Below are 23,174 nucleotides of genomic sequence, written 5' to 3' on the forward strand. Positions count from 1 at the left end.
TTAGAGATTGCGTGAGATGACCATGCGCTGGATATCGCTGGTGCCTTCGTAAATCTGGCAGACCCGCACGTCGCGGTAGATCCGCTCCAGGGGGAAGTCGCTCAGGTAACCGTAACCGCCCAGGGTTTGCAAGGCGGCCGAACAGACTTTCTCGGCCATTTCCGAGGCGAACAGCTTGGCCATCGAGGCTTCTACCAGAGCCGGCTTGCCGCTGTCACGCAGCGCAGCCGCGTAATGCACCATCTGCCGGGCGACCGCGATTTGCGTGGCCATGTCCGCCAGGCGGAAGGCCACGGCCTGATGTTCAATGATCGGCTTGCCGAAACTTTCACGCTCGCGGGCATAGTCGCGGGCCGCTTCAAAGGCGGCGCGGGCCATGCCCACCGCTTGCGAGGCGATGCCCACGCGGCCGCCTTCGAGGTTGGCCAAGGCAATCTTGTAGCCTTCGCCCTCCTCCCCGAGACGGTTGGCGACCGGCACCTTCACGTCTTCAAACAGAATCTGGCACGTATCCGACGCATGCTGGCCGAGCTTGTCTTCGACCCGCGCCACGCTGTAGCCCGGCGAATCGGTCGGTACGATGAATGCGCTGATCCCGCGCTTGCCCGCCGCAGGGTCGGTCACCGCAAATACAATCACCACCCCGGCGTTCTGCCCGGAGGTGATGAACTGCTTGCAGCCATTGAGTACGTAATGATCACCGTCCAGGCGCGCGCGGGTTTTCAGGCTGCTGGCGTCGGAACCGGCCTGGGGTTCGGTCAGCGCGAAGGCGCCGAGCATGGCGCCGCTGGCCAGGGGTTTGAGGAACTGTTCTTTCTGCTGGTCGTTGCCGAACGTGAGGATCGGCACGCAGCCTACCGAGTTGTGCACACTCATGATGGTGGAGCAGGCGCCATCACCGGCGGCGATTTCTTCCAGGGCCATGGCGTAGGCCAGGTAGCCGGTGTCGCAACCGCCCCACTGTTCCGGCACCAGCATGCCGAAGAAGCCCAGCTCGGCCATTTCACCGATGGCTTCCTTGGGAAAGCGATGCTCGCGGTCCCATTCGGCGGCAAAGGGTTTCAGGCGCTGCTGGGCAAATTGCCGGGCCGCGTCGCTGATTTGCAGTTGTTCGTCATTGGGCAACATGATCAATCCTTAATACAGGCATTCAACAGCCATGGCCGTGGCTTCACCACCGCCGATACAGATGGCGGCGACGCCACGCTTGAGGCCGTTCTGGCGCAGGGCCGACAGCAGCGTCACCAGGATCCGCGCACCGGACGCACCGATCGGATGGCCCAGGGCACAGGCGCCACCGTGGATATTGACCTTGGCGTGGGGGATTTCCAGCTTGCTCATGGTCACCAGGCTGACCACGGCGAAGGCTTCGTTGATCTCGAACAGATCCACTTCATCCAGGTTCCAGCCGGTCTTGGTCATCAGCTTGCGGATAGCGCCCACCGGCGCCACCGGGAACAACCCCGGTTCATCGGCAAACGCCGCATGCCCATGAATCACGGCCAAGGGCTTGAGACCACGCTTCTCAGCCTCGGACTGACGCATCAGCAGCAAGGCCGCCGCGCCATCGGAAATCGAACTGGAGTTGGCCGCCGTCACCGTGCCGCCTTCGCGGAACGCGGGTTTCAGGCTGCCGATCTTGTCCAGCTTGGCCTTGGGCGGTTGTTCGTCATGCAGGATGGTTTTCTGTTCTTTGCCCACGGTGACCTGTACCGGGACAATCTCGGCGGCAAAATTGCCATGGGAGATCGCTTCCTGCGCGCGGGTCAGGGACGCAATGGCGAACGCGTCCTGGGCCTCGCGGGTAAAACCGTTGTGCAGGGCACAATCCTCGGCAAAGGTGCCCATCAGGCGGCCTTTGTCGTAGGCATCTTCCAAGCCGTCGAGGAACATGTGGTCCAGCACCTTGCCGTGGCCCATGCGGTAGCCGCTACGGGCGCGGTCCAGCAGGTACGGCGCGTTGGACATGCTTTCCATGCCACCGGCAATCACCACGTCGACGCTGCCAGCCAGCAGCGAATCATGGGCCAGGATCGCGGCTTCCATGCCTGAACCGCACATTTTGTTGAGGGTGGTGCAGCGCGTGGCCTTGTCCAGCCCGGCGCCCAACGCCGCCTGGCGTGCCGGTGCCTGGCCGAGGCCTGCGGGCAGGACGCAGCCGAACAGCACTTCATCCACGGCATCGGTGGCGATACCGGCCCTGTCGACGGCGGCACGGATCGCGGCGGAACCCAACTGCGGCGCGGTCAGGCCCTTGAGGTCACCCTGGAAGCCACCCATGGGCGTGCGCACGGCGCTGACGATAACAATGGGATCGGTCATGGAAAATACTCCTTACTTGGCGGCCATGCGCAAGGCGCCGTCAAGACGGATCACCTCGCCATTGAGCATGCTGTTTTCAATGATGTGCCGCACCAGCGCGGCGTATTCGGCGGGTTTGCCCAGGCGTGGCGGGAATGGCACGCCGGCCGCCAGGGAATCACGGACTTCCGGGGTCATGCCAGCCATCATCGGCGTCTCGAAAATGCCCGGAGCGATGGTCATGACGCGAATGCCAAACCGCGCCAGTTCGCGTGCGGCCGGGAGGGTGAGGCTGGCGATGGCGCCCTTGGACGCGGAATACGCGGCCTGGCCGATCTGACCGTCAAACGCGGCGACGGAGGCGGTATTGATGATCACACCGCGCTCGCCGTCGGCATTCGCCTCGGTTTCGGCAATGGCGGCGGCCGCCAGGCGCAGCAGGTTGAAGCTGCCGATCAGGTTGACGTTGATCACCTGGGCAAAGCTGGCCAGGCCGTGGGGGCCGGTCTTGCCGAGGATTTTCTCGCCACGGACTACGCCGGCGCAGTTCACGAGCCCATGCAGTCCGCCAAACGCAGCAACGGTGGCCTGCACGGCGGCTTCGGCGGCCGCTTCCTGGCTGATGTCCGCCACGGCGCTGCGGGCATTCTCGCCCAGCTGCTGGGCCTTGGCGGCCACGGCCTCGGCGTTGAGGTCTACCAGCATCACCTTGGCGCCTGCCGCTACAAGCATTTCAGCGGTGGCCGCACCCAGGCCAGAGGCGCCGCCGCTGACCAGGAAGATCTTGTTTTCAATCTGCATTGTTATTCTCTTCAACAGTCCGAATCGTCGAAATAGTCGCCCCAGAGCGCCACTGCGGCAATGGTCAAAGCCCTCAACCTGCCTGACTGGTTTGGCCAGTCATCGACCGCGCCGATCAGCCGGTCAGCCCAAGCGATTGGACGGGCACACTGCAGGCTTCTACTCTGATGGGCTGCGCCACCCAAGAAGCCCGCCCCTGAATGATAGTCCGACCCAAACCCAACCTCCTGGGCATCCTGTTTTCCCTCAAGGGCTCGATTGCCAAGCGCATCGCCCTGCGCAGTTTGCTGGTCACCCTCTTGGCCTCGGTGATCGTACTGGTGGAAACCCTGCACCCGGCGTACTTTTCCAAGGTCAATGCCACGCCGTTCACCTTGCTCGGCCTGTCGTTGTCGATCTTCATGAGTTTTCGCAACAACGCCTGCTATGACCGCTGGTGGGAGGGCCGCAAGCAACTGGGGCAGATGATCATCGACGTGCGCTCGTTGATTCGCGAAACCCAGGTGCTGCGCGATCCCGCCGAGCGTGCGGGCTTGCTGCGCAGCCTGTGTGGCTTTGCCCATGGTCTGGTCGCCCGGCTGCGTCATGAAGATGAAGCCCTGGCCATCAAGGCGTGGAGTCAGGTCCAGGCCAGCCACCCCAACTTGCCCGATAACGTGCTGCAACAGGTCGGTGCTCGATTTTCCGTATTGGCCGAGCAAGGCGTGATCAGCGAATGGCGCTACACCCAACTGGAGGCGCGCCTGGTCAGCCTCAGCCAGGTGCAGGCGTCTTGCGAGCGGATCAAGAGCACGCCGCTGCCCTTCCCCTATACCTTGTTGCTGCATCGCACCATTTACCTGTTCTGCATCCTGCTGCCGTTTGCCATGGCCGAGCCGCTGGGCTGGCTGACGCCGGTGTTTACCGCCATTGTCAGCTACACGTTTTTCGGCCTCGATGAAATCGGTGATGACCTGGAAGACCCGTTCGGCTTTGACGAAAACGACCTGCCCTGCAATGCCCTACTGCGAACCCTGGAGCGCGAAGTGTTGGCAGCCCTCGGCGAAACCGACCTGCCGCCGCCCCTGGAGCCGGTGGAATACGTGCTGACCTGATGCGGGTTTGACACCTGCCGTGGTCTGACCGAAGCTGACGGCTTTGCTGCCCACGCTTTCGGACGCCTGCATGTCAAAGTCACGCCGTTACTCCATCGTCGGCCTGTGCGCCCTGCTGTTGATTGTGCTGATCACCTGGTATTTCTCTCGCTCCACCCCGGTGGCTGTAGCGCCCGCCATCGCCCATGGTTACTCCAAGGCCCTGAAACAGGCGCGTAACGGCGAACCCGGCGCAGCCCGCGTGCTGTACCAGCAACTGGGCCGGCCGGACCTGTCGCCCGAACGTCGCGCCGCGTTGCATGCTGAATTAGCCAACTACCCCAGTCCTCAAGCGCTAAAGCTGGCAGACAAAGATCTGGCCAGCGAGTCGCCCCTGGTGCGCGAAGCCGCCATCCACAGCATTGTCGGCCTGGTGCCCACCGGCCAACGCACGCTGTTGCTCGGGCCGGTACTGGACGATCCCGAGCAGGACGTGCGGTTTGCCGCCGCCAATGCCCTGCTTGGCCTGTCGCCCGATACCTTGGGCCTGTACTTCGGGCCCTTGCAGCAGGTTCTCGATGAGTTCGTGAAGAAACTCAAGGCCCAGCCCGAATCGGCCGAAGGCTGGATTCAACTGGCGCGCCTGTACATCCACAGCGCCCTGTTGCCAGAAGCGCAAAATGCCCTGGAACAAGCCATGCGCCTGCAACCGGACAATCTGCAAGCGGTGGTGGCGCAGATTGAATTGCTGGATAAACAGGGCAAGACGGAAGAGTCCCGTCAGCTGCTGGCGCGCCAATTGGCCGCGCACCCTGAGTCAGCCTACCTGCAACATGCCTTGGGCATGTGGCTGTTGCACCACGGCGAGCGGCCGTACGCGCTGCTCGGCCTGTCCAAGGCGGTAGAGCTGGAACCGAACAATCAGGATTACCGCTACGACCTCGCCACCACGCTGCATGCCCAGCAAGAGCTGGAAGCCGCCCAGCGCCAGCTGGAGGAAATCATTCAGCGCCACCCCGCCAATCGCAAGGCCCGCGTGCTGCTGATCAATTACTGGAAGGAAAGCGGTCAGTTGCAGAACGTCCAGGTCCTGCTGGCGCAGCTTGAGCAACAGAATCCGGATGATCCGGCGTTGCAACAAGGTCTTTAGGTTCAGGCTGAAAACTTGTAAACCCAAGCCACCGTTGTACAAATTTTACGAAACGTTGAACCGCCAAAGGCCACTACGGTCAAGTAAATATGGCGCGCCACTAGCGGCGCGCCCCTCTATTTGAACGTGACCTGAGGGCACTCCTTGTCTACATCCAATGAGCTGTTCAGTGAAAAGGCCGCCACCGGCATCGAAGGTCTGGATGACATTCTTTCCGGGGGGCTATCGCGCAGCCACCTGTTCCTGCTGGAAGGTGAACCAGGCACCGGTAAAACCACCGTCGCCCTGCATTTTCTGCAGGCGGGTGCGAAAAACGGCGAGACTTCGTTGTACATCACCCTGTCCGAGACCGAACGTGAACTGCGCCAAGGCGCCAAGTCCCACGGCTGGGATCTGGATGACAATATCCATATTTTCGAACTGACCCCACCGGAGAGCCTGCTCAACGCTGAGCATCAGCAAAGTCTGCTGTATTCCTCCGACCTGGAGCTTGGCGAAGCCACGCGGCAGATCTTCGAGGTGGTTGAGCGGGTCAAGCCGACCCGTGTGGTCGTCGACAGCCTCTCCGAAATCCGCCTGCTGGCGCAGAGCTCTTTGCGTTATCGCCGGCAGATCCTGGCGATCAAACATTACTTTGTGCGTTATGACGCCACCGTGTTGCTGCTGGATGACCTGACCACCGAATCCTTGGACAAGACCGTGCACAGCGTCGCCCACGGGGTGATTCGTCTGGAAGAACTGACCCCCAACTACGGCGCCGAACGTCGCCGGGTACGGGTGGTGAAGTACCGCGGCCAAAAATACCGTGGCGGCTTCCATGATTTCACCATCATGCAAGGTGGCGTGCATGTGTTCCCGCGCCTGGTCGCGGCCGAACACCGTGGCGGTTACAACCGCGAGACCCTCACCAGCGGCATCCGCGAGCTGGATTCGTTGTTGGGCGGTGGTATCGAGACCGGCTCCAGCAGCCTGATTCTCGGCCCGGCCGGCACGGGCAAGTCGCTGATCTCGATGATTTTCGCCGCCGCCGCCGTGGCCCGTGGCGAAAAGGCCGCGCTGTTTATTTTCGATGAAGAGCTGGGCCTGCTGTTCGAGCGCATGAAGAACATGGGCATCGACCTGGCGGCCTTGCAAGCCACCGGCAACCTGCTGATCGAGCAAGTGGATGCCGCTGAACTGTCGCCCGGCGAGTTCTCCCACCGCGTCCGGCGTTGCGTCGATGACGGGGGTATCAAGACCGTGGTCATCGACAGTATCAACGGCTATCAGGCTGCAATGCCGGAAGAAAACGCACTGATCCTGCACATGCACGAACTGCTGCTGTACCTCAACCGCAGGGGCGCCGCCACCTTCATGACTGTCGCCCAGCATGGCCTGGTCGGAGACATGCAGGCGCCGGTCGACATCACTTACTTGGCCGACACGGTGATTCTGCTGCGTTACTTCGAGGCCATCGGTGAGGTGCGCCGCGCCATTTCGATTATCAAGAAACGTACCGGCTCCCACGAGTCGACGATTCGTGAGTACCGCATCGGCAGCCGTGGCATGACCGTCGGCGAGCCGTTGAACAACTTCCAGGGGGTCCTGCGCGGCATTCCCACCTACATGGGCGCGGGCTCGCCCCTGCTCAAGGACATGGGCTAGTGACGGCCGTTACACCTGTCTCCGAGCGCGCGATCATCCTCGCGCCGTTGGGACGTGACAGCTCGCTTGCACTGATGATGCTCAATGAAGCCGGGTACAGCGGCATCATTGCCAGTGACCTGGGCATGCTGTGTGAGGCGTTGGAACACGGCAGCGGCTTGCTGATCATCGCCGCCGAAGCGCTGCGCGGCGCTGACCTGGACCCGTTGCTGGAGCATTTGCACCAACAACCCGCCTGGTCAGACTTGCCTATCGTTCTGATGACCCACCACGGCGGCAGCGAACAGAACGGCTCATCCCAGTTCAGCGGCTTGCTGGGCAACGTGACGTTCCTGGAGCGTCCGTTCCACCCGGTGACGCTGATCAGCCTGGTCAGCACCGCCCTGCGCGGGCGTCGTCGGCAATACGAAGCCCGCGACCGCCTGATCGACTTGAGTGAAAGCGAACTGCGCCTGCAACGCACCCTGGAAACCCTGGAACAACAGGTCGAGGAACGCACTGCCCAACTGCGCCACAACGAAGACGCCCTGCGCCAATCCCAGAAGATGGAAGCGGTCGGCCAGTTGACCGGCGGTATCGCCCATGACTTCAACAACATGCTCACCGGCATCATCGGCAGCCTGGAGCTGCTGCGCAGGCGCGTGTCCCGAGGCAAACTGGACGACCTCGACAGCCTGATCGACCTGGGCGTGACCTCGGCCAACCGTGCTGCGGGCCTGACTCACCGTTTGCTGGCATTTTCGCGTCGCCAGTCCCTTGATTCCAAACCCGTGGAGATCAACCAACTGGTGACCTCGATGGGCGAATTGCTGCAACGCAGCATCAACGAGAGCATCGCCCTGGACATGCGCCTCACCGGCCAGCTGTGGACCGCCGAGGCCGATCCCAACCAATTGGAAAGCGCCCTGCTCAACCTGGTAATCAATGCCCGCGACGCAATGCCCAACGGCGGCAGCCTCACCGTGGAAACCACCAACCGCCACCTCGACAGCGTCTTCACGGCCGCCTATGGCACCTTGAAACCCGGTGACTACGTTGAACTGAGCGTCAGTGACACCGGCTGCGGCATTCCGGAAAGTGTGATGGGGCGCGTGTTCGATCCGTTCTTCACCACCAAGCCGATTGGCCAGGGCACGGGCCTGGGGTTGTCGATGATCTACGGGTTCGCCCGCCAGTCCCATGGTCACGTCACCATTCACAGTGAAGTCGGCAAAGGCACGACAGTCAGCCTGTTTCTGCCTCGGTTCATTGGGGAAGTCGTGGCCGATGTGGCGACCGATGCAGCGCTGCTACCCTTCGCCAATGCCGGAGAAACGGTCCTGATCGTCGAAGACGACCCTGCTGTGCGTGTACTCGTCAGCGCAGTGCTTAAAGAGTTGGGCTATGGGTTTGTGGAAGCGGGTGATGCTGATACAGCGGTGCCGATTATCGAGTCGGCCCAGCGCATCGACCTGCTGATCAGCGATGTTGGCCTGCCCGGCATGAACGGCCGCCAACTGGCGGAAATCGGTCGGCAGATCCGGCCAGAGCTCAAGGTATTGTTCATCACCGGTTATGCCGAGCATGCGGCGGTGCGGGGTGGGTTTCTCGATCCAGGCATGCAACTGATCACCAAGCCGTTCACGTTCGATTTGTTGACCGCGAAAGTTCGGGAAATGATCCAGCAATAAAACGTGATATGTCTGGCAACAGCTACACACATTAGGATTGGAATCGTTGTTGTGGTTATGAATACAAACACTCTGGTATTCATACATCCCGACGAGCGAACCTATGACCGTTGCCGGCCCAATCCATACAGCGCCCCTCCACCTGCCATTGACCCAATTTCAGCAGCGCCCCTTCACGCAAGCGCCCCTTGCTGCCAGTAGCCAACCCATAGAGTCTCCGCCGCCTCAAGGAAACACCCGCAGCCAAGGCGATCTGGAGCTGTCAAAACACTACGGAATAACGCTGGCCAAGTCCTTGGATGATCATGCTCTGGACGGTCAGGTGTCGCCCATTCCAGCCCACTCGACGTTCGGTCAATGGTGGGCGCAGTTGAGACGTGCGTTCCAGGCGCCCGATATCACGCAATGGATGAATGATCGCGGCATTGACCCGGACTCAGTGGAAATCAACCCAGGCACCGGACAAGTCATGTTCCAGCTCAAACGCCTGCTGGACCCGAGGCAAGTCATACATACTGTAGGACAGGACGATGCGCAGTGGGCGGCCGCGAGCCGCCACCTCATGATGGCCGCACGCGTTATTGCTGCCGGCTCATATTTTGCGACGTTCAAACCGCCTCAGGCCAAGACCAGCAACATTGCACCGATGGCACTCATCGGCCATTTCTACAGAGAACGCAATGTTTCGCCTCTCCCAACACCCCAGGAGCGTGTCGCGGACTTTGCGGCCGGGAAAGGCTTTCCTGTGATCAACGATCCAGCGTTCGCAGAGCTGCGCGCCCAGCGCGACGAAGACACCTTGGCACAGCAAAAAGCCTTGCTGGGTAACGTGCACACCCGCTTCAACGTCGCTGAAACATTGAAGACATTGCTCGCGGGACTGGAGTCGGGCACGGCTGAGATCTCGACCTATCTGACGGACTACCATGCATCGGTCCATCCCGACAGTGATTCTGAATATGCGGGCACTACACCCAGTCTCAGACAGTTGTTTGCAAGTAATGGCTGGGATATTCCAACCGATCACGCCGGGTTGGAAAATATTGTAAAGGCATTGATAACGCCCCCCCCCGTACGTCCCGAGCATGACAACTACGCGGGTGCGCTCGACTGGCCGCTGCCCGCAGACAACCTCACACGACTGGAACTCATGGCAGACCTGCGTCAGGGGTCCTTTGGCGATATCGACATTTCGCCATTCGCCAACGTGCTTGAATACCTGCTGGATAAGGCAGTCATCACGCCTGAGGCGCTAGGCAATCCGCGTCAGTTGCTCGATCGCCTGATCAACTCGCCAAAAGGCCGTGCGCTGGGTCAAGCGATTCAAGCCCGGTTTAACAACAGATCCGTCAGCGGCAGTGCGAATGATTGGTTGCTGGCGGCCATGAGCGCCGATCCACAGCACGCCCAGCAAGGCGATAAGCGCAATATCGCGGGTTTTTTGCTTACAGATGCCAGAAATGGTGCGTACACGGCCTCAGAGATTGTGCTGACACTGACTGATCACTTGCTTGACACCGGCAGATCCTCTTCCTACGAAAAAGCTCAGCTTTTGGCACACCTGCTGTTGTCCTCTCAGGCCCCGGAGTTGCTGGTCAAGGGGATCCCCGATGCGGTGAAGTTCGGTACCCATAGCTGGGTCAGTTTCGCTACCGCAGTTTCACGCATCGAGGCAAGCGCGCCGGGGGCTACGGCGGCTATGACGTATGCGCAAGTAATGCTCGCCGCCGACATCGCGCCGATCAGCCTTGAGCAGCGCCAGGTCGAGTACCAGGCGCAACAACAGGCGCTGAAGGATTGGGCGGTCGTCAACGGGATGGAGTTTCCTGCGTCCGATGAGGCCATGCTGACGGTGCGCCAGGCATTTGATCAACACATCAGCGAATTGAGTGCGGCGTCTGCCGCCCATTCGAGGGTAATGCCCGATGTGAAGCAAAAAGGATTGCAGGAACTGGCCAAGGCCTTTCCTGATATGGCGCCCGGGCTCTTTGAGAAAAAATGCATCGAGTTGAAACGTCAGCACCTGGATTTCCCCGGCCCCTACTCGTTGCTTGATCTGTATATGCGCGACGGCGCAAAGGGGACGCCGGGTTTTTATGATGGGATTACGCGGGACACGTCCGACAGCGCAAACCAGTGGATCTCGACGTCAACCGATGTCGATCTCGACACAATACTGCCCGTTCTGATCGATCTTCCGCATTTGAAAAACGACTTCAGGGTCGCCTTCCCCCTTTACGCCGACGGCATCAACAAGAGCGTGGCGACCCAAGTCAAACAGCTGGTATCGACACAGAGCCTGGAACACCGGCGCAATTTCGAGTTTGGCAAGATCACATTGGCCAAACAAGTCATCACCGAGCATGAGGCCTTCAGCCGCAACGTCGTGAAAAGCAGGACGACCGTGTCTGAGGGCCATAGCCTGCTGGTGAGGACCGAACGCGAGGGTAAGGTCAATATCTACGAAATAGATATCAAGCAGAACAAAATCCTCCACCGCGATGACTTGGGAGACTTTGATGTCTCGCAGCAAGAGGGATTTGTGACGTACCGGGAGGTTGTGCCCTCAGGCACCTATGACCGCGGCATAGCCGATGAGACCAAAGGTGCATCGGGCATACCCAATAGCTTCAGCAGTGACCGCACCTCCTACATTGCTGCTGCGATGGTGAAAGAGGTGAATATCGATGGCCTCAAGAAAGCCGCCCAAGGGCTGACCACATTCGATACTGAAGTGCCCTTTTACAAGACCGCCACTGAGTTCATGCTGAATTTGATTCCGCTGAGGTCCGCGATCAAAAACTTCAGCGAGGGTAACTACGGTGAAGGCATTATCGATCTGACCATGGACGCCTTCGGCTTCATGCTTGGATTGGGCGCCGCAGCCAAAGGCGCCAAGGCCCTCCAGCTGGGTGCCTCTGTCGCCAGCAAAATCGCCCGAGGAACAAAAATTGTCGGGCGCGCTGCGATCAGTACGCTCAATCCTCTGGACGGTTTGGGTAATCTGGCGGTTCGATCAGCCAAGGCTGGAGCAAACGGCTCCGTCTATTCCTACCGTTGGCTACGCGGCAGTATCGACAGCTATGACCTGCTCAAGGCCAGCAAACGCTTCGACGCCAGTGCCATCGGCACATTCAAGCTGCAAGGTGCCGTTGTTGAAGGGCCCGCCGTGCTCAGCGGCGGTAAATGGCACGCTTTCGATACCGCCAGCGGGCAGGCGTTTGGCAAGTCGCTGGATGACTTCGTGCCCAGTGCACGACTGGAAACCAACCGTTTGGGAGGCTGGGAGACGACGAGGGATGTCAGCAAGCTCGATGACAATGTTGTAAACACTTGGAAAAAGGCTGTTCGTAAGCATCGCGAAGGAGACGAGAGGGAAGCATTTGAAAATGGCTACAGCTCTGGAGCCCTGGCAAGTGTACCAGGGCTATCAAAGTCCTCAAAAATTGCGGACCTGATCAAGTTGGGCGGTAACCAAAACCTGACCGCCCTTCAGGCAGGTGTCTTGATGCGCAGATACGACGATCTCGCCTACGCGTTCGGTCATCGTGGTGTGGCCCGTTTCATCGACAATATAGAACCGCGCTTCGGCAGCGTGACACCCATGCCGCAAGTGGTTTACTTCAGCCAGACATCCCAACTGTCCGAAGGACAATGCGCGGCACTGGCGCGCACATTCGCGAGCGCTATGGCCGAGGGCAAGGATCATCTGCTGATCAAGAACATGTACACCGCAGCGGCTTTTCCCACAGACCCCACTTCCCGACGGTTCATGGAATCGCTGCGCAAGCTTCAGGTCCAGGTAGGTGGCGAAACGGCCTTCCACGCCGGCAAAGTCCCTCGCTTGGAGACCTATCAAGAGATGGTAAAGGGATTGGCCGATTCCGCGGTTTCAAAGTCGGTGATGATTGACTCTCCGGGCCACGCAATGGCCGCCGGCGTCAAAATCGATGGCGATGTCAAAAGCTTTTACTTTTATGACCCCAACCACGGTGTCGCAACGTTTTCGAGCGCGGCGGACATGGAAGGAGGCCTCAAAAAGCTATTTCACGATAAAAAAATGAATGTGCAGTATAAAACCCACGCCAACGATTCAAACACACTGAAGTTCAAGGTATTTGACCATGACGATGAGTGGCTGCAGAAAAACAGCGTGTTCGGTCCGGAGTTCAAAAAACTGTACGAGGCGCAAATTATTCCGTCCGCCGCGCCGCATCCTCTCAGTCACCAACAATTGAAGATGAACTGGGAGAAACTGCATGCAGACCCGGACAATCATGCGTTGAACTGTTATCAAGCGTCCCTGCGTGTCGGGCAGGCTGAAAAGACACTCTCTCCCAAAGTATTCGACGCCGTTACAGACGCAACGAACGGCAGTGACGGCATCAATTATTCAACCCGCTACCTTGAGCTCATGGAGGTCAAACCAGGCAACTTGAAAGATCAATTCAACCCGGCCGAGATTACCGAGTCTGGGTTTCTCAATTTCAAGCACTCCACACCCAATGGTCAGTTCGGTCATACCGTCTACATCCAGAAAACCAGTAGCAATGAGTTGATGCTGTTCAATACGAACAACCTGGACCTGGATGCGGCAATGGTGAGGAATGGCAACCCGCCCCAACTCAGTGGCGCAATGACGGTTTACAACCTTGGCAATGGCAAACACAAAGGCTTGCAAAACTTCATCGACGGATTTAATGGAAATGCAGGTTGGCAGTTCGCCTTTACCCCGGCCAGCGTGCTCAATGCCAATGTCAACAAACTAAAGCCATCAACCCTTTGAAAACAGCGGCGTCGCAACGGGAGGACGCCGCCTCTTTCAAGCCAACAACCGCTGGATATGCTCTTGCAGCGTATCCAGATCAAACGGCTTGGCCAGGATCGGTGCATTGCGCGTGATCGGGCTGTTGCAGTCGAGGATTTCCTGCGGGTAACCGCTGATGAAGATCACTTTCAGCTCAGGGCGCAATTTGATCGCCGGCTCGGCGATCTGCACCCCGGAAATCCCGCCGGGCAGGCGGTAATCGGTGACCATCAGGTCCAGGTGCGGCTTGGTCGCGAGGATTTCGAAGGCCTGCTCCCCATCAATCGCCTTCAACACCCGATAGCCCAGGCCGGCCAGGTATTCACCCAGCACAAACATAATGGATTCGTCGTCCTCGACGATCAGAACGACATCTTGTGCATCTTCACTCATGGGAAGCCTTAGTCCGGTCAATTGCTGCAATTACGACCATGGGGTCACGCAGAGGTTGCGTCGAGGTGACGATTGAATTCATGCCGAGGCCTGCAACGGCAGGCATACCCGGAACAAGGCGCCCTCGCCTATCTGGCTCTCGACTTCGATAGTGCCACCATGGGCCGCAACGATCTGCTCGGAAATGAACAGCCCGAGGCCCAGGCCTGCAGCCACTTGGCTGGCGGAGACGCGCTCGAATTGCTGGAAAATACGCTTCTGGTTCTCTTCGCTGATGCCGATCCCATGGTCGCGCACTTCCACCCGCGCCTCGCCATGCTCGCTGTACACGCGCACCGCCACCGGGCTCTTGGCCCCGTAGCGCAGCGCGTTGGTCAGCAGGTTGGTCACCACTTGCTCGATACGGAACTCGTCCCAGTTGCCTTCCACCGGGCCGTCGGCGGCCAGTGTCATGGACGAATCCGCTGCAGCCACTTGAGGCGCAAAGTTTTCCACCAGGTTGCTCACCAACTGCGTCAGGTCGAAGCGCGCCGGACGTATCGACAGTTTGCCGGTGCGGATGCGCGAGACATCAAGCATGTCTTCGATCAGGCGGATCAGGCTCTGGATCTGGCGCTCATCGCGGTCGACCATGGCGTGCATCTTGTCCAGGGTGAACGCGGCAGCGTTGTCACGGGCCAAGTGCATCTTGCGCAGCTGGGTTTCCAGGATCAGGCCGTTGAGGGGCGTACGCACTTCGTGAGCAACAATCGACATGAAGTCGTCCCGCATGCGCACCGCCTGCTCCAACTCGGCCTGGGTGGCCTGCAGGCGCGTCAGCAGCAGTTCCTGCTCGCGCCGGCTGCGCTCCAGGGCTTCGACTTGTTGTTTCATGGCTTTGCTTTGGCGGAACAGGTCGACGAACACGTTGACCTTGCTTTTCACCGCATGGATATCCAACGGCTTGTGCAGGAAATCCACGGCGCCGCTTTCATAGCCCTTGAAGGCGTAATTGAGCTCGCGGCCGGCGGCGCTGACGAACACAATCGGGATATTCTTGGTCTTTTCGGTACCGCGCATCAATTCGGCCAGCTCGAAACCATTCATACCGGGCATTTGCACATCGAGAATCGCCATGGCGAACTCATGCTCCAGCAACAGGGACAAGGCCTCGTCGGCGCTCAACGCCTTGAACACCTGGCGGTCCTCGCGCTTGATCAGCGCTTCAAGGGCCAGCAGGTTTTCCGGCAGATCGTCGACGATCAGCAGTTTGGCCTGGACAGTACTTAACATGGGGAATATTCCAGGGAAGCCAGCAATGAGCCAATGTGGCTCAGCGTCAGAATGTGGTCGGGTGTGTGCAGCGCCAAGGCCGCCCGGGGCATGACGGCAACGCGTGCTTCTGTGGGCTCTTGCACCACAGTGGTTCCACCGTGTTGCTTGACGTGGGCCAGGCCGCGGGCGCCGTCATGGTTGGCGCCGGTCAACAGAATGGCCAGCAGGCCCGCGCCATAGGCATCGGCGGCGGATTCGAAGAGGAAATCAATGGCTGGCCGCGAATGGTGCACACGGTCTTCCTGGCTCAAGGACAGGCTGCGGTCATGTTCCACCGACAGGTGATAGCCAGGGCCGGCAAAATACAGGGTGCCCGGCTTGATCACTTCCTTGTCACGGGCTTCCACCACGGGCATGGCCACGCGGCGGTCGAAGACTTCGGCCAATTGACTGCGACGCTCATCCGGCAAGTGCAGTACGGTGATGATCGGCAAGCCGAAATCGGCAGGCAGCTCGGCAAATATCGTCAGCAACGCCTCCACGCCACCGGCGGAGGCGCCGATGACGATCGCTTCTATGCCCCGGACCGTAGCCGGGCTGGCAGCCGCTTGATTCATAGTTTGCGGTAGATCCGTTCTTGTTTGACCAAGGGTTCGAACTGTTTGCCGTACGCGGAGAAATCCAGGGTCTCCTTGCTGCCCAGCACCAGAAAGCCGCGATGACACAGCGACTCATGGAACAGTCCAAATGCGCGATCCTGCAATTTTTTATTGAAATAAATCAGTACGTTACGGCACGAAATTAATTGAGTCTCTGAGAATACACTGTCGGTCGCCAAGCTGTGATCGGCAAAGGTGACATTCTCGCGCAGCGTCTTATCGAAGATCGCGTAATCGTATGCCGCGGTGTAGTAGTCGGCAAATGAACGCTGCCCACCGGCCTGCTGATAGTTGGCGGTGTAGGCGCGTACGTTCTCCAGGGAGAAGATGCCCTGCTTGGCTTTGTCCAGGGACGCCGGGTTGATGTCGGTGGCGTAGATGATCGTACGCTCCAGCAACCCTTCCTCGCGCAGCAGGATCGCCATGGAGTACACCTCCTCGCCCGTGCTGCAGCCGGCGATCCAGATTTTGATCGACGGATAAGTCTTGAGCAACGGCACCACTTCCTGGCGGATCGCCAGGAAGTGCGACGGGTCGCGGAACATCTCGCTCACTGGAATCGTCAGGAACTGCAACAGCTGCATGAACGCCGCCGGGTCATGCAGCACGCGCTCCTGCAAGGCGGAGATGGTCGCGCAATCAAACTGGCGCAAGGCATGGGCCACGCGCCGCTTCACCGACGCCCCGGAGTAATCCCGGAAGTCGTAGCTGTACTTGAGGTAAATCGCCTCGATCAACAGGCGCAGCTCAATATCGCTGCTTTTTTCCAAAAAACTTCGCTCCACTTAAATGCGTTCCATCTTTGGCAACCAGACGCGAATCAGTGAGAACAGACGGTCCAGATCGATCGGCTTGGCCAGGTAATCATTGGACCCCGCTGCCAGGCAGCGCTCCTGATCGTCCTTCATGGCCTTGGCCGTCACCGCAATGATCGGCAGCTTCTTCCAGCGCGGATCCTGGCGGATCAAGGCGGTCGCCTCGTAACCGTCCATTTCCGGCATCATCACGTCCATCAGCACCAGGTCGATATCCTCGACTTCATTGAGTTTGTCGATGGCTTCACGGCCGTTACGCCCGATCACCACCACGGCGCCTTTGTGCTCCAGGGCGCTGGTCAGGGCGAAGATGTTGCGTACATCGTCGTCCACCAGCAGAATTTTACGCCCCTCGAAGACCTTGTCGCGGCTGCGCGCAGTCTTGAGCATCTTCTGGCGGTCATGGGACAGCTGGGATTCGACTTTGTGCAGAAAGAGTGTGACTTCATCCAGCAGGCGCTCTGGCGAGCGGGCGCCCTTGATGATGATCGAGCGCGAATACTTGCGCAGCTCGGCCTCTTCATCGCGGGTCAGGTTGCGCCCGGTGTAGACGATCACCGGCGGGAACGAGCAGATATCTTCAGTCGCCATGCGCTTGAGCAGCTCGTTGCCGAGCATGTCCGGCAGCTTGAGGTCGATGATCATGCAGTCGTAGATATTCGTGCGCAGCAGGTCCAAGGCGGCCTGGGCGTAGCCGACGTCGGTGATCTCGATGTCATCGTCGCCGATCAAGCGGGCAATGCTGTCGCGCTGCAGGTCATCGTCTTCCACCAGCAGCACGCGCTTGACCTTCTGGGTCAGCTTGGCTTCCAAGCGCGCAAACACGTCCTTGAGTTCTTCGCGGGTGGTCGGTTTGACGGCATAACCAATGGCGCCCATGTGCATGGCAGCTTCGACGCGATCTTCCACGGAAATCACGTGCACCGGGATATGCCGGGTGTTGGCGTGCTCTTTCAGGCGTTGCAGCACCGTCAGCCCGGAATGGTCCGGCAGGCGCATGTCCAGCAGGATCGCGTCGGGGACGTATTCTTCGGCCAGGCTGTAGCCTTCGTCCGCGCCGTGGGCCACCAGGCAGTTGTAGCCCAGCTCGTGGGCCAGGTCGAAGAGGATGCGGGCGAAGTTGGGCTCGTCTTCCACTACCAGGATGCAGCGCGTGGTGAAGGGTGCCTTGTCGCGGTCGTCGGCAAAGCGCGGGATCTGCTGGGTGTCGGCCACTGGCAATGGCGACACCTTCACCGGCGTCGGCGCAGGCGCCACCACGACTTGGCGCGGTTGTTCGATGGGGGCAGCGTCCTCTTCGCGCTCCACATACTGTTCCGGCAGGACCAGCGTGAAAATACTGCCTTTGCCTGGCTCGCTGGTCACGCTGATATAGCCTCCCAGCAGGGTCGCCAGGTCACGGGAAATCGACAGGCCGAGGCCCGTGCCGCCGTAGCGACGGTTGGTGGTGCCATCCGCCTGGCGGAAGGCTTCGAAGATGCTTTCCTGCTGGTCCGGCGCAATACCGATGCCGGAATCGCGCACGGTAAAGGCAATGCCCTCCCCCGGTGCACGGGACACCGACAGGCTGACTTCGCCCTGTTCGGTGAACTTGACGGCGTTGGACAGCAGGTTCTTGAGGATCTGCTCCAGGCGCTGGCGATCGGTGAACAGCATGCCCGGCGCACCTTCCTGCACTTCCACCTGGAAGCCCAGCTTGCGATCCGCCGCCAGCGGCTCGAACATGCCGCGCAGGCCATCGACCAGGCGTGCCACGCTGGAGTTTTCCGGACGCATTTCCAGCTTGCCGGCCTCGACCTTGGAGATATCCAGGATGTCGTTGATCAGGTTGAGCAGGTCATTGCCGGCAGAATAGATCGACTCGGCAAACTTGACCTGTTCGGCGCTGAGGTTTTCCTGGGGGTTCTCCGCCAGCAATTTGGCCAGGATCAGCGAGCTGTTCAGCGGTGTGCGCAGCTCGTGGGACATGTTGGCGAGGAATTCGGACTTGTACTTGCTGGAACGTTGCAACTCGTCGGCACGGTCTTCCAGTTCGAGCTGCGCCTGGCTGAGTTCAGCGTTCTTGCGGTCCATGGCGTCGCGTTGCTGGGCCAGGGTTTCGGTCTGTTCGGCCAACTGCTCGTTGGTCTGCTCCAGCTCGGCCTGTTGGGTTTCCAGGTGGGCCTGGGATTCCTTGAGGATGCGCGACTGTTCTTCGAGTTCTTCGTTGGCGGTCTTGAGTTCTTCTTGCTGCACTTGCAGCTCTTCGTTGAGCTGCTGAGTCTCGGCCAGCACTTCCTGCAGGCGCTGGCGATAGCGGGCAGCTTCGATGGAGGTGCCGATATTCCCGGCGATCAGCTCCAGCAGCTCGACGTCACGTTCTTCCAGAGGACGCAGGAAGCCCAGTTCGATCACACCGTTGACGCGGTCATCGTCACTGGTCGGCATCACCAGCACGCTGCGGGTCGAACCTTCGCCCAGGCCGGAGCTGACCTTGAAGTAGTCCACCGGCACATCGTCCAGGCGAATCAGGCGATCCAGCTGGGCTGCTTGCCCAACGATGCCCTCGTCGCTGTAGATCGACTGTTCCTTCTGCTCCTGCTCGCGGGAGAAACCATAAGTGGCGACACGTTTGAGCCCGCCGTGCTCTTCACGCACGTACAGCGCGGCGACGGCTGAGCCCATGTACTGGGCAAAGAATTGCAGGATGTTGCGGCCGAGCATGTTCAGGGTGAGCTGGCCGAGCACTTGTTCAGCCAGTTCAGTCTGGCCGTTACGCAACCAGGCCTGTTGCTCCAAGCGCCGTGCAATCTTCTGTTGCGACGCGAGGTTTGCGCTGTAACTCTCTGATAATGAAATTAAATTCTTACGACCGATGTACGCCAGAAAACCACTCAGACCGAGCACAAATGCCAGGTACAGGGTGACGCTGACCACGGTAGTGCGGGTGACTTCTTCATTGCGGGTGATGCGGAACTGCTGTTCCATCGCCACCGCGTCGTCGTATTCCTTGCGGATCTCGTCCGTCAGGCGCTTGCCACGACCCGCCTTGACTGCGCTGCGGTAGTCACCGCTCTCACGCTGCATATCAATCATCGACTGGGCGTATTTGTTCCACTCGACTTGCAGGGCTTCCAGGCGCTTTAGACGATCCACTTGCTGCGGGTTATCCGACACCAGCTCCTGCAAATTACGCAAATCGGCAATGATGCGCGGCTTCGCCACCTCATAAGGGTCGAGGAAATGCTCGTCGCCGGTGATCAGGAAACCGCGCATGCCGGTCTCAAGGTCCACCGTCAGCTTGGACGACTCATTGAGGTTATTGATCACCCTGTCGGTGTGTTCGACCCACTGGATCACCGTCAACAGGTAGGTGATCAGGCAGACGAAAAACACCGCACTGAGTACGCCTACACCCAAGGGCAGTGCGACGTTTCGGCTCAGGAGGTTACGAAAGCTCTTTTCATCGACGGACGACGCAGGGGTCATGGGCATGCCTTGGCCAAGTGTGGAAAAACCGGGAGTTTGCCCCAAAGTGGCATCCAAGACCATTTTTCTGGAACGGTTTTGTACTGATTCCTACAAAAGAACAGGCTATTCTCCCTGGTCTTTTCTATCGCATTGTTTTTACGGCCCGCGGGAACTTGTCATGAGTGCGCGCTTACTCAAGGAAGAGGCCTGTCAGAACGGCCGCGTGTAAACCTCGCCTTTTTTGGGAATTCCATATTATGTCCGCAGTCACCTCCACCATCCTTGTCGTCGAAGACGATGCCATCGTGCGCATGCTGATCGTCGATGTCCTGGAGGAGTTGGAATTCAGTGTCCTGGAGGCTGCCGATGCTGAAGAAGCGCTGGCAGTGGTGCAAAACGTCGCGCAGGTGATCGACCTGATGATGACCGACGTCGGCCTGCCGGACATGGACGGCAAGCAACTGGCGACCAAAGTGCGCGAGTTGCGCCCTGCACTGCCCATCCTATTCGCCAGCGGTTATGCCGAGAATATCGACGTACCTGCCGGCATGCAGGTGATCGCCAAACCGTTCTCGATCGATCAATTACGCGACAAAGTCAAATCGATGCTGCCCACAGCCTAACCCCTCTTCGTGCGTGGCCGCCCAGCCAGGACGGCCATTTGCGGCCTTTTACACACGTCTGAAACGTCTCGCCCCCCGCAACTAATTCGTTTGGATGGCTAGCGCGTCTGAATTTAGCTGCTAGCTTCAACCGACATGCCCTACAGGTATTAATCAGAAGGGATAGTCACCCAGGTATGGGGGAGCGCACATGTTCGGGTCACCGTACGCGTCGGCATTGATGCTGGCTGTTTTCGCACTGCCGGCCTTGGCGGATAACGCCGAGACGGCCAACAAGAGCAACAACCCCCTGAACCTCGCGCCAGGCGCCAACCTGCAGGACTACTACACGCCACGCCTGTACGACAGCAACGCCCACACCAACGACCTGTTGTTGCGCGGCACCCTGCCGATTGCGCCGTCGGATTTCATCGGCGTGCCGCAGTTACTACGCGCCACACTTCCCCTCAGCACCCGCCCCGATCCCCACGGCGGCTACAGCACGGGCATTGGCGACCTGAACCTGTTCGATATCTTCCTGCTCAAGACCGACGGCGTGCAATTGGGCATTGGTCCGCAAATCACCGCCCCCACCGCCGAACATGACGAACTGGGCACCGGCAAATGGCAGGCCGGCCTGGCGGCAATCGCCATCGACGCTTCGCCCAGGGGACTATTGGGCGCGCTGGTGCAATACCAAAGCTCATTTGCCGGCGATCGCGACCGCCCGCACGTCGAGAGTGCAACTTTCCAGCCGTTTATCATTCATAACCTGCCGAAAGGCTGGTACCTGCGTTCCACGGGCACCTGGACTTTCGATTTGAAGAACGACACCCACTACATTCCCATCGGGTTTGGCGCGGGCAAGGCCTGGAAAGCCGGGAGCAACATCGTCAATGCCTTTGTCGAGCCACAGTGGACGGTAGCGCGCAAAGGTGACGGCTTGCCCCAGTTCACCTTGTTCGCAGGGATTAACGTGACGTTCGGCAAATAAACCGGTTAACTCGGCGGTTTCATCCCACGCCCTCAAAAAAGATCTCTGGAAGGACGCAACAACATGATTGGAAAACCGACGCGCCTGCTGTTGGCGAGCCTCTCGATACTCATGAGTACCGGCGCCTGGGCCGACTTCACGGCCACTCCGAGCGAGGCCCGGGCGATTGCCAAGGAAGCCTATCTGTATGGCTTTCCGGTGGTGGAGATGTACAAGACGCTCTACACCCAGGCCGTTGACAAGGGCGGTGCCAACTTCAAGGCGCCGTTCAACCAGATCGGCAACACCGCGCAAGTGTTCACCCCCAAGGACACGGCGTTCGTCACCCCCAACTCCGACACGCCCTACTCTTTCGTCTGGATGGACCTACGCCGCGAACCCCTGGTGCTGACCCTGCCCAAGATCGAGGATAACCGCTACTACTCGGTGCAATTGATCGACCTGTACACGCAGAACTTCGCTTACCTGGGCACCCGCAGTACCGGCAACAACGGCGGCCACTACATGATCGCCGGCCCGGACTGGAAGGGTCAGCAGCCCGTGGACGTGGATCGCGTGGTCTACAGTGAAAGCAATATCGCCTACGCCCTGTACCGCACGCAGTTGTTCGACGACAAAGACTTGGGCAAGGTCAAGCAGATCCAGAGCGGCTACAAAGTCCAGGCGCTGAGCAGTTATGTGAAGCAGGCCGCGCCGGCCAAGGCGCCAAAGATCGAATGGCCCAAACCGATGGCAACCATGACCGAAGGCCCGCAGCTGTTCCGCTACCTGAACTTCATGCTGGCCTTCGCCGCGCCCCAGGACAGCGAAAAAGACCTGCTGGCGCGTTTCGCCAAGATCGGTATCGCCCCCGGTGCGCCGTTCAAGCTCAAGGACTTGACCGCCGAACAACGCAAAGCCCTGGAAGACGGCATCTCCGATGCGCGCGCTGAGTTTGCGGCGTTCAAGAAGGATAAGGTCGACACCCACCAAGTCAGCAGCGGTGACCTGTTCGGCAGCCGGGATCGCCTGAAAAACAACTACTTGTACCGCTACGCCGGTGCCGACATGGGTATTTTCGGCAACTCCACCGATGAGGCCGCGTACCTCAGCTACTTCGTCGACAGCGAAGGCAAGCCGGCCAATGGCGCACGCCACAGCTACACCGTGCACTTTGCCAAGGACCAACTGCCGCCGGCCGACGCGTTCTGGTCGCTGACCATGTACGACGCCAAAACCAAGCTGCTGGTGCCCAATCACAAGAAACGCTACCTGATCAACTCGCGGATGCTGCCTAACCTCAAGCGTGATGCCGACGGCGGCCTGACCTTGGCGCTGCAGCACCACGAGCCACCGAAAGCCGAACAGAGCAACTGGTTGCCGGCCCCACCGGGCCCGTTCTACGCGGTATTGCGCATTTACCTGCCCAAGCCTGAGGTCGGTAATGGTCAATGGAAACTGCCACCCTTGACCCCGCTCAAGTAACACCACGTGCCCGGCCGCAACAGGGTTAGGCCGGGCACGTAACCCCCTGATATCAGGCCGATACAAGGATGGATGACGCCATGATTTCACGTGCACG

General features: G+C 59.6%; 16 protein-coding genes. 8 read left to right on the forward strand and 8 right to left on the reverse strand.

Annotated features, from left to right (window positions below):
- From ACP7BX_RS17690 to ACP7BX_RS17700, 3 genes are read right to left on the reverse strand one after another with little or no spacing between them, the layout of a single operon-like run.
- On the reverse strand, positions 1-1,128 hold the full coding sequence (locus ACP7BX_RS17690) for an acyl-CoA dehydrogenase (protein ID WP_426128896.1): 1,128 nt from the start codon (positions 1,126-1,128) through the stop codon (positions 1-3).
- A gap of 9 nt (positions 1,129-1,137) precedes the next feature.
- The gene (locus ACP7BX_RS17695) at positions 1,138-2,322 is read right to left on the reverse strand and encodes an acetyl-CoA C-acyltransferase (RefSeq protein WP_426128894.1); all 1,185 of its coding nucleotides are present in this window, start codon (positions 2,320-2,322) and stop codon (positions 1,138-1,140) included.
- Between the two features lie 12 nt (positions 2,323-2,334).
- Positions 2,335-3,102 (reverse strand): SDR family NAD(P)-dependent oxidoreductase, encoded by a 768-nt coding sequence (locus tag ACP7BX_RS17700; protein ID WP_426128892.1) that lies wholly within the window; start codon positions 3,100-3,102, stop codon positions 2,335-2,337.
- 200 nt (positions 3,103-3,302) lie between these two features.
- On the opposite strand from ACP7BX_RS17700, the gene ACP7BX_RS17705 reads away from it, so the two are divergent.
- The 5 genes from ACP7BX_RS17705 (at position 3,303) to ACP7BX_RS17725 (ending at position 13,425) form a co-directional block, all read left to right on the forward strand.
- Complete coding sequence (locus ACP7BX_RS17705; protein WP_426128890.1) at positions 3,303-4,196, forward strand: bestrophin family protein; 894 nt, start codon at positions 3,303-3,305, stop codon at positions 4,194-4,196.
- 70 nt (positions 4,197-4,266) lie between these two features.
- A complete protein-coding gene (locus tag ACP7BX_RS17710; RefSeq protein ID WP_426128888.1) occupies positions 4,267-5,325 on the forward strand; it encodes a tetratricopeptide repeat protein in 1,059 nt (352 codons plus the stop codon).
- 144 nt (positions 5,326-5,469) lie between these two features.
- Entirely contained in the window at positions 5,470-6,969 is a 1,500-nt protein-coding gene (locus tag ACP7BX_RS17715) for an ATPase domain-containing protein (protein WP_314526637.1), read from the forward strand.
- The gene (locus ACP7BX_RS17720) at positions 6,969-8,639 is read left to right on the forward strand and encodes an ATP-binding protein (protein WP_426128886.1); all 1,671 of its coding nucleotides are present in this window, start codon (positions 6,969-6,971) and stop codon (positions 8,637-8,639) included. The genes ACP7BX_RS17715 and ACP7BX_RS17720 overlap by 1 nt, the downstream gene beginning before the upstream one ends.
- Before the next feature lie 103 nt (positions 8,640-8,742).
- Positions 8,743-13,425 (forward strand): hypothetical protein, encoded by a 4,683-nt coding sequence (locus ACP7BX_RS17725; protein WP_426128884.1) that lies wholly within the window; start codon positions 8,743-8,745, stop codon positions 13,423-13,425.
- A 36-nt stretch (positions 13,426-13,461) separates the two neighbouring features.
- Here the strand turns inward: ACP7BX_RS17725 and ACP7BX_RS17730 are convergent, their stop codons facing one another.
- From ACP7BX_RS17730 to ACP7BX_RS17750, 5 genes are all read right to left on the reverse strand, one after another.
- Positions 13,462-13,839 (reverse strand): response regulator, encoded by a 378-nt coding sequence (locus ACP7BX_RS17730; RefSeq protein ID WP_003217591.1) that lies wholly within the window; start codon positions 13,837-13,839, stop codon positions 13,462-13,464.
- A 78-nt stretch (positions 13,840-13,917) separates the two neighbouring features.
- Positions 13,918-15,111 carry a hybrid sensor histidine kinase/response regulator gene (locus ACP7BX_RS17735; RefSeq protein WP_426128882.1) on the reverse strand — a complete coding sequence of 398 codons (1,194 nt, stop codon included), beginning with the start codon at positions 15,109-15,111 and terminating at the stop codon, positions 13,918-13,920.
- Positions 15,105-15,710: a chemotaxis protein CheB gene (locus ACP7BX_RS17740; protein ID WP_426128880.1), complete on the reverse strand. Its 606-nt coding sequence runs from the start codon at positions 15,708-15,710 to the stop codon at positions 15,105-15,107. Before ACP7BX_RS17740 ends, ACP7BX_RS17735 begins: the two co-directional genes overlap by 7 nt.
- Positions 15,707-16,537 (reverse strand): CheR family methyltransferase, encoded by an 831-nt coding sequence (locus tag ACP7BX_RS17745; RefSeq protein WP_012724198.1) that lies wholly within the window; start codon positions 16,535-16,537, stop codon positions 15,707-15,709. The genes ACP7BX_RS17740 and ACP7BX_RS17745 overlap by 4 nt, the downstream gene beginning before the upstream one ends.
- The gene (locus ACP7BX_RS17750) at positions 16,538-20,035 is read right to left on the reverse strand and encodes a response regulator (protein WP_426128878.1); all 3,498 of its coding nucleotides are present in this window, start codon (positions 20,033-20,035) and stop codon (positions 16,538-16,540) included.
- Between the two features lie 239 nt (positions 20,036-20,274).
- Between ACP7BX_RS17750 and ACP7BX_RS17755 the strand changes: the two genes are divergently transcribed.
- From ACP7BX_RS17755 to ACP7BX_RS17765, 3 genes are all read left to right on the forward strand, one after another.
- Positions 20,275-20,640 (forward strand): response regulator, encoded by a 366-nt coding sequence (locus ACP7BX_RS17755; protein WP_426128876.1) that lies wholly within the window; start codon positions 20,275-20,277, stop codon positions 20,638-20,640.
- 190 nt (positions 20,641-20,830) lie between these two features.
- A complete protein-coding gene (locus ACP7BX_RS17760; protein WP_426128874.1) occupies positions 20,831-21,613 on the forward strand; it encodes a hypothetical protein in 783 nt (260 codons plus the stop codon).
- 63 nt (positions 21,614-21,676) lie between these two features.
- The gene (locus ACP7BX_RS17765) at positions 21,677-23,077 is read left to right on the forward strand and encodes a DUF1254 domain-containing protein (protein WP_426128872.1); all 1,401 of its coding nucleotides are present in this window, start codon (positions 21,677-21,679) and stop codon (positions 23,075-23,077) included.
- Positions 23,078-23,174 lie beyond the last annotated feature (97 nt).

Origin of the sequence: Pseudomonas sp. DWP3-1-3b3, assembly GCF_049896305.1 — a bacterium.
GTDB classification, from domain to species: domain Bacteria; phylum Pseudomonadota; class Gammaproteobacteria; order Pseudomonadales; family Pseudomonadaceae; genus Aquipseudomonas; species Aquipseudomonas azotoformans_A.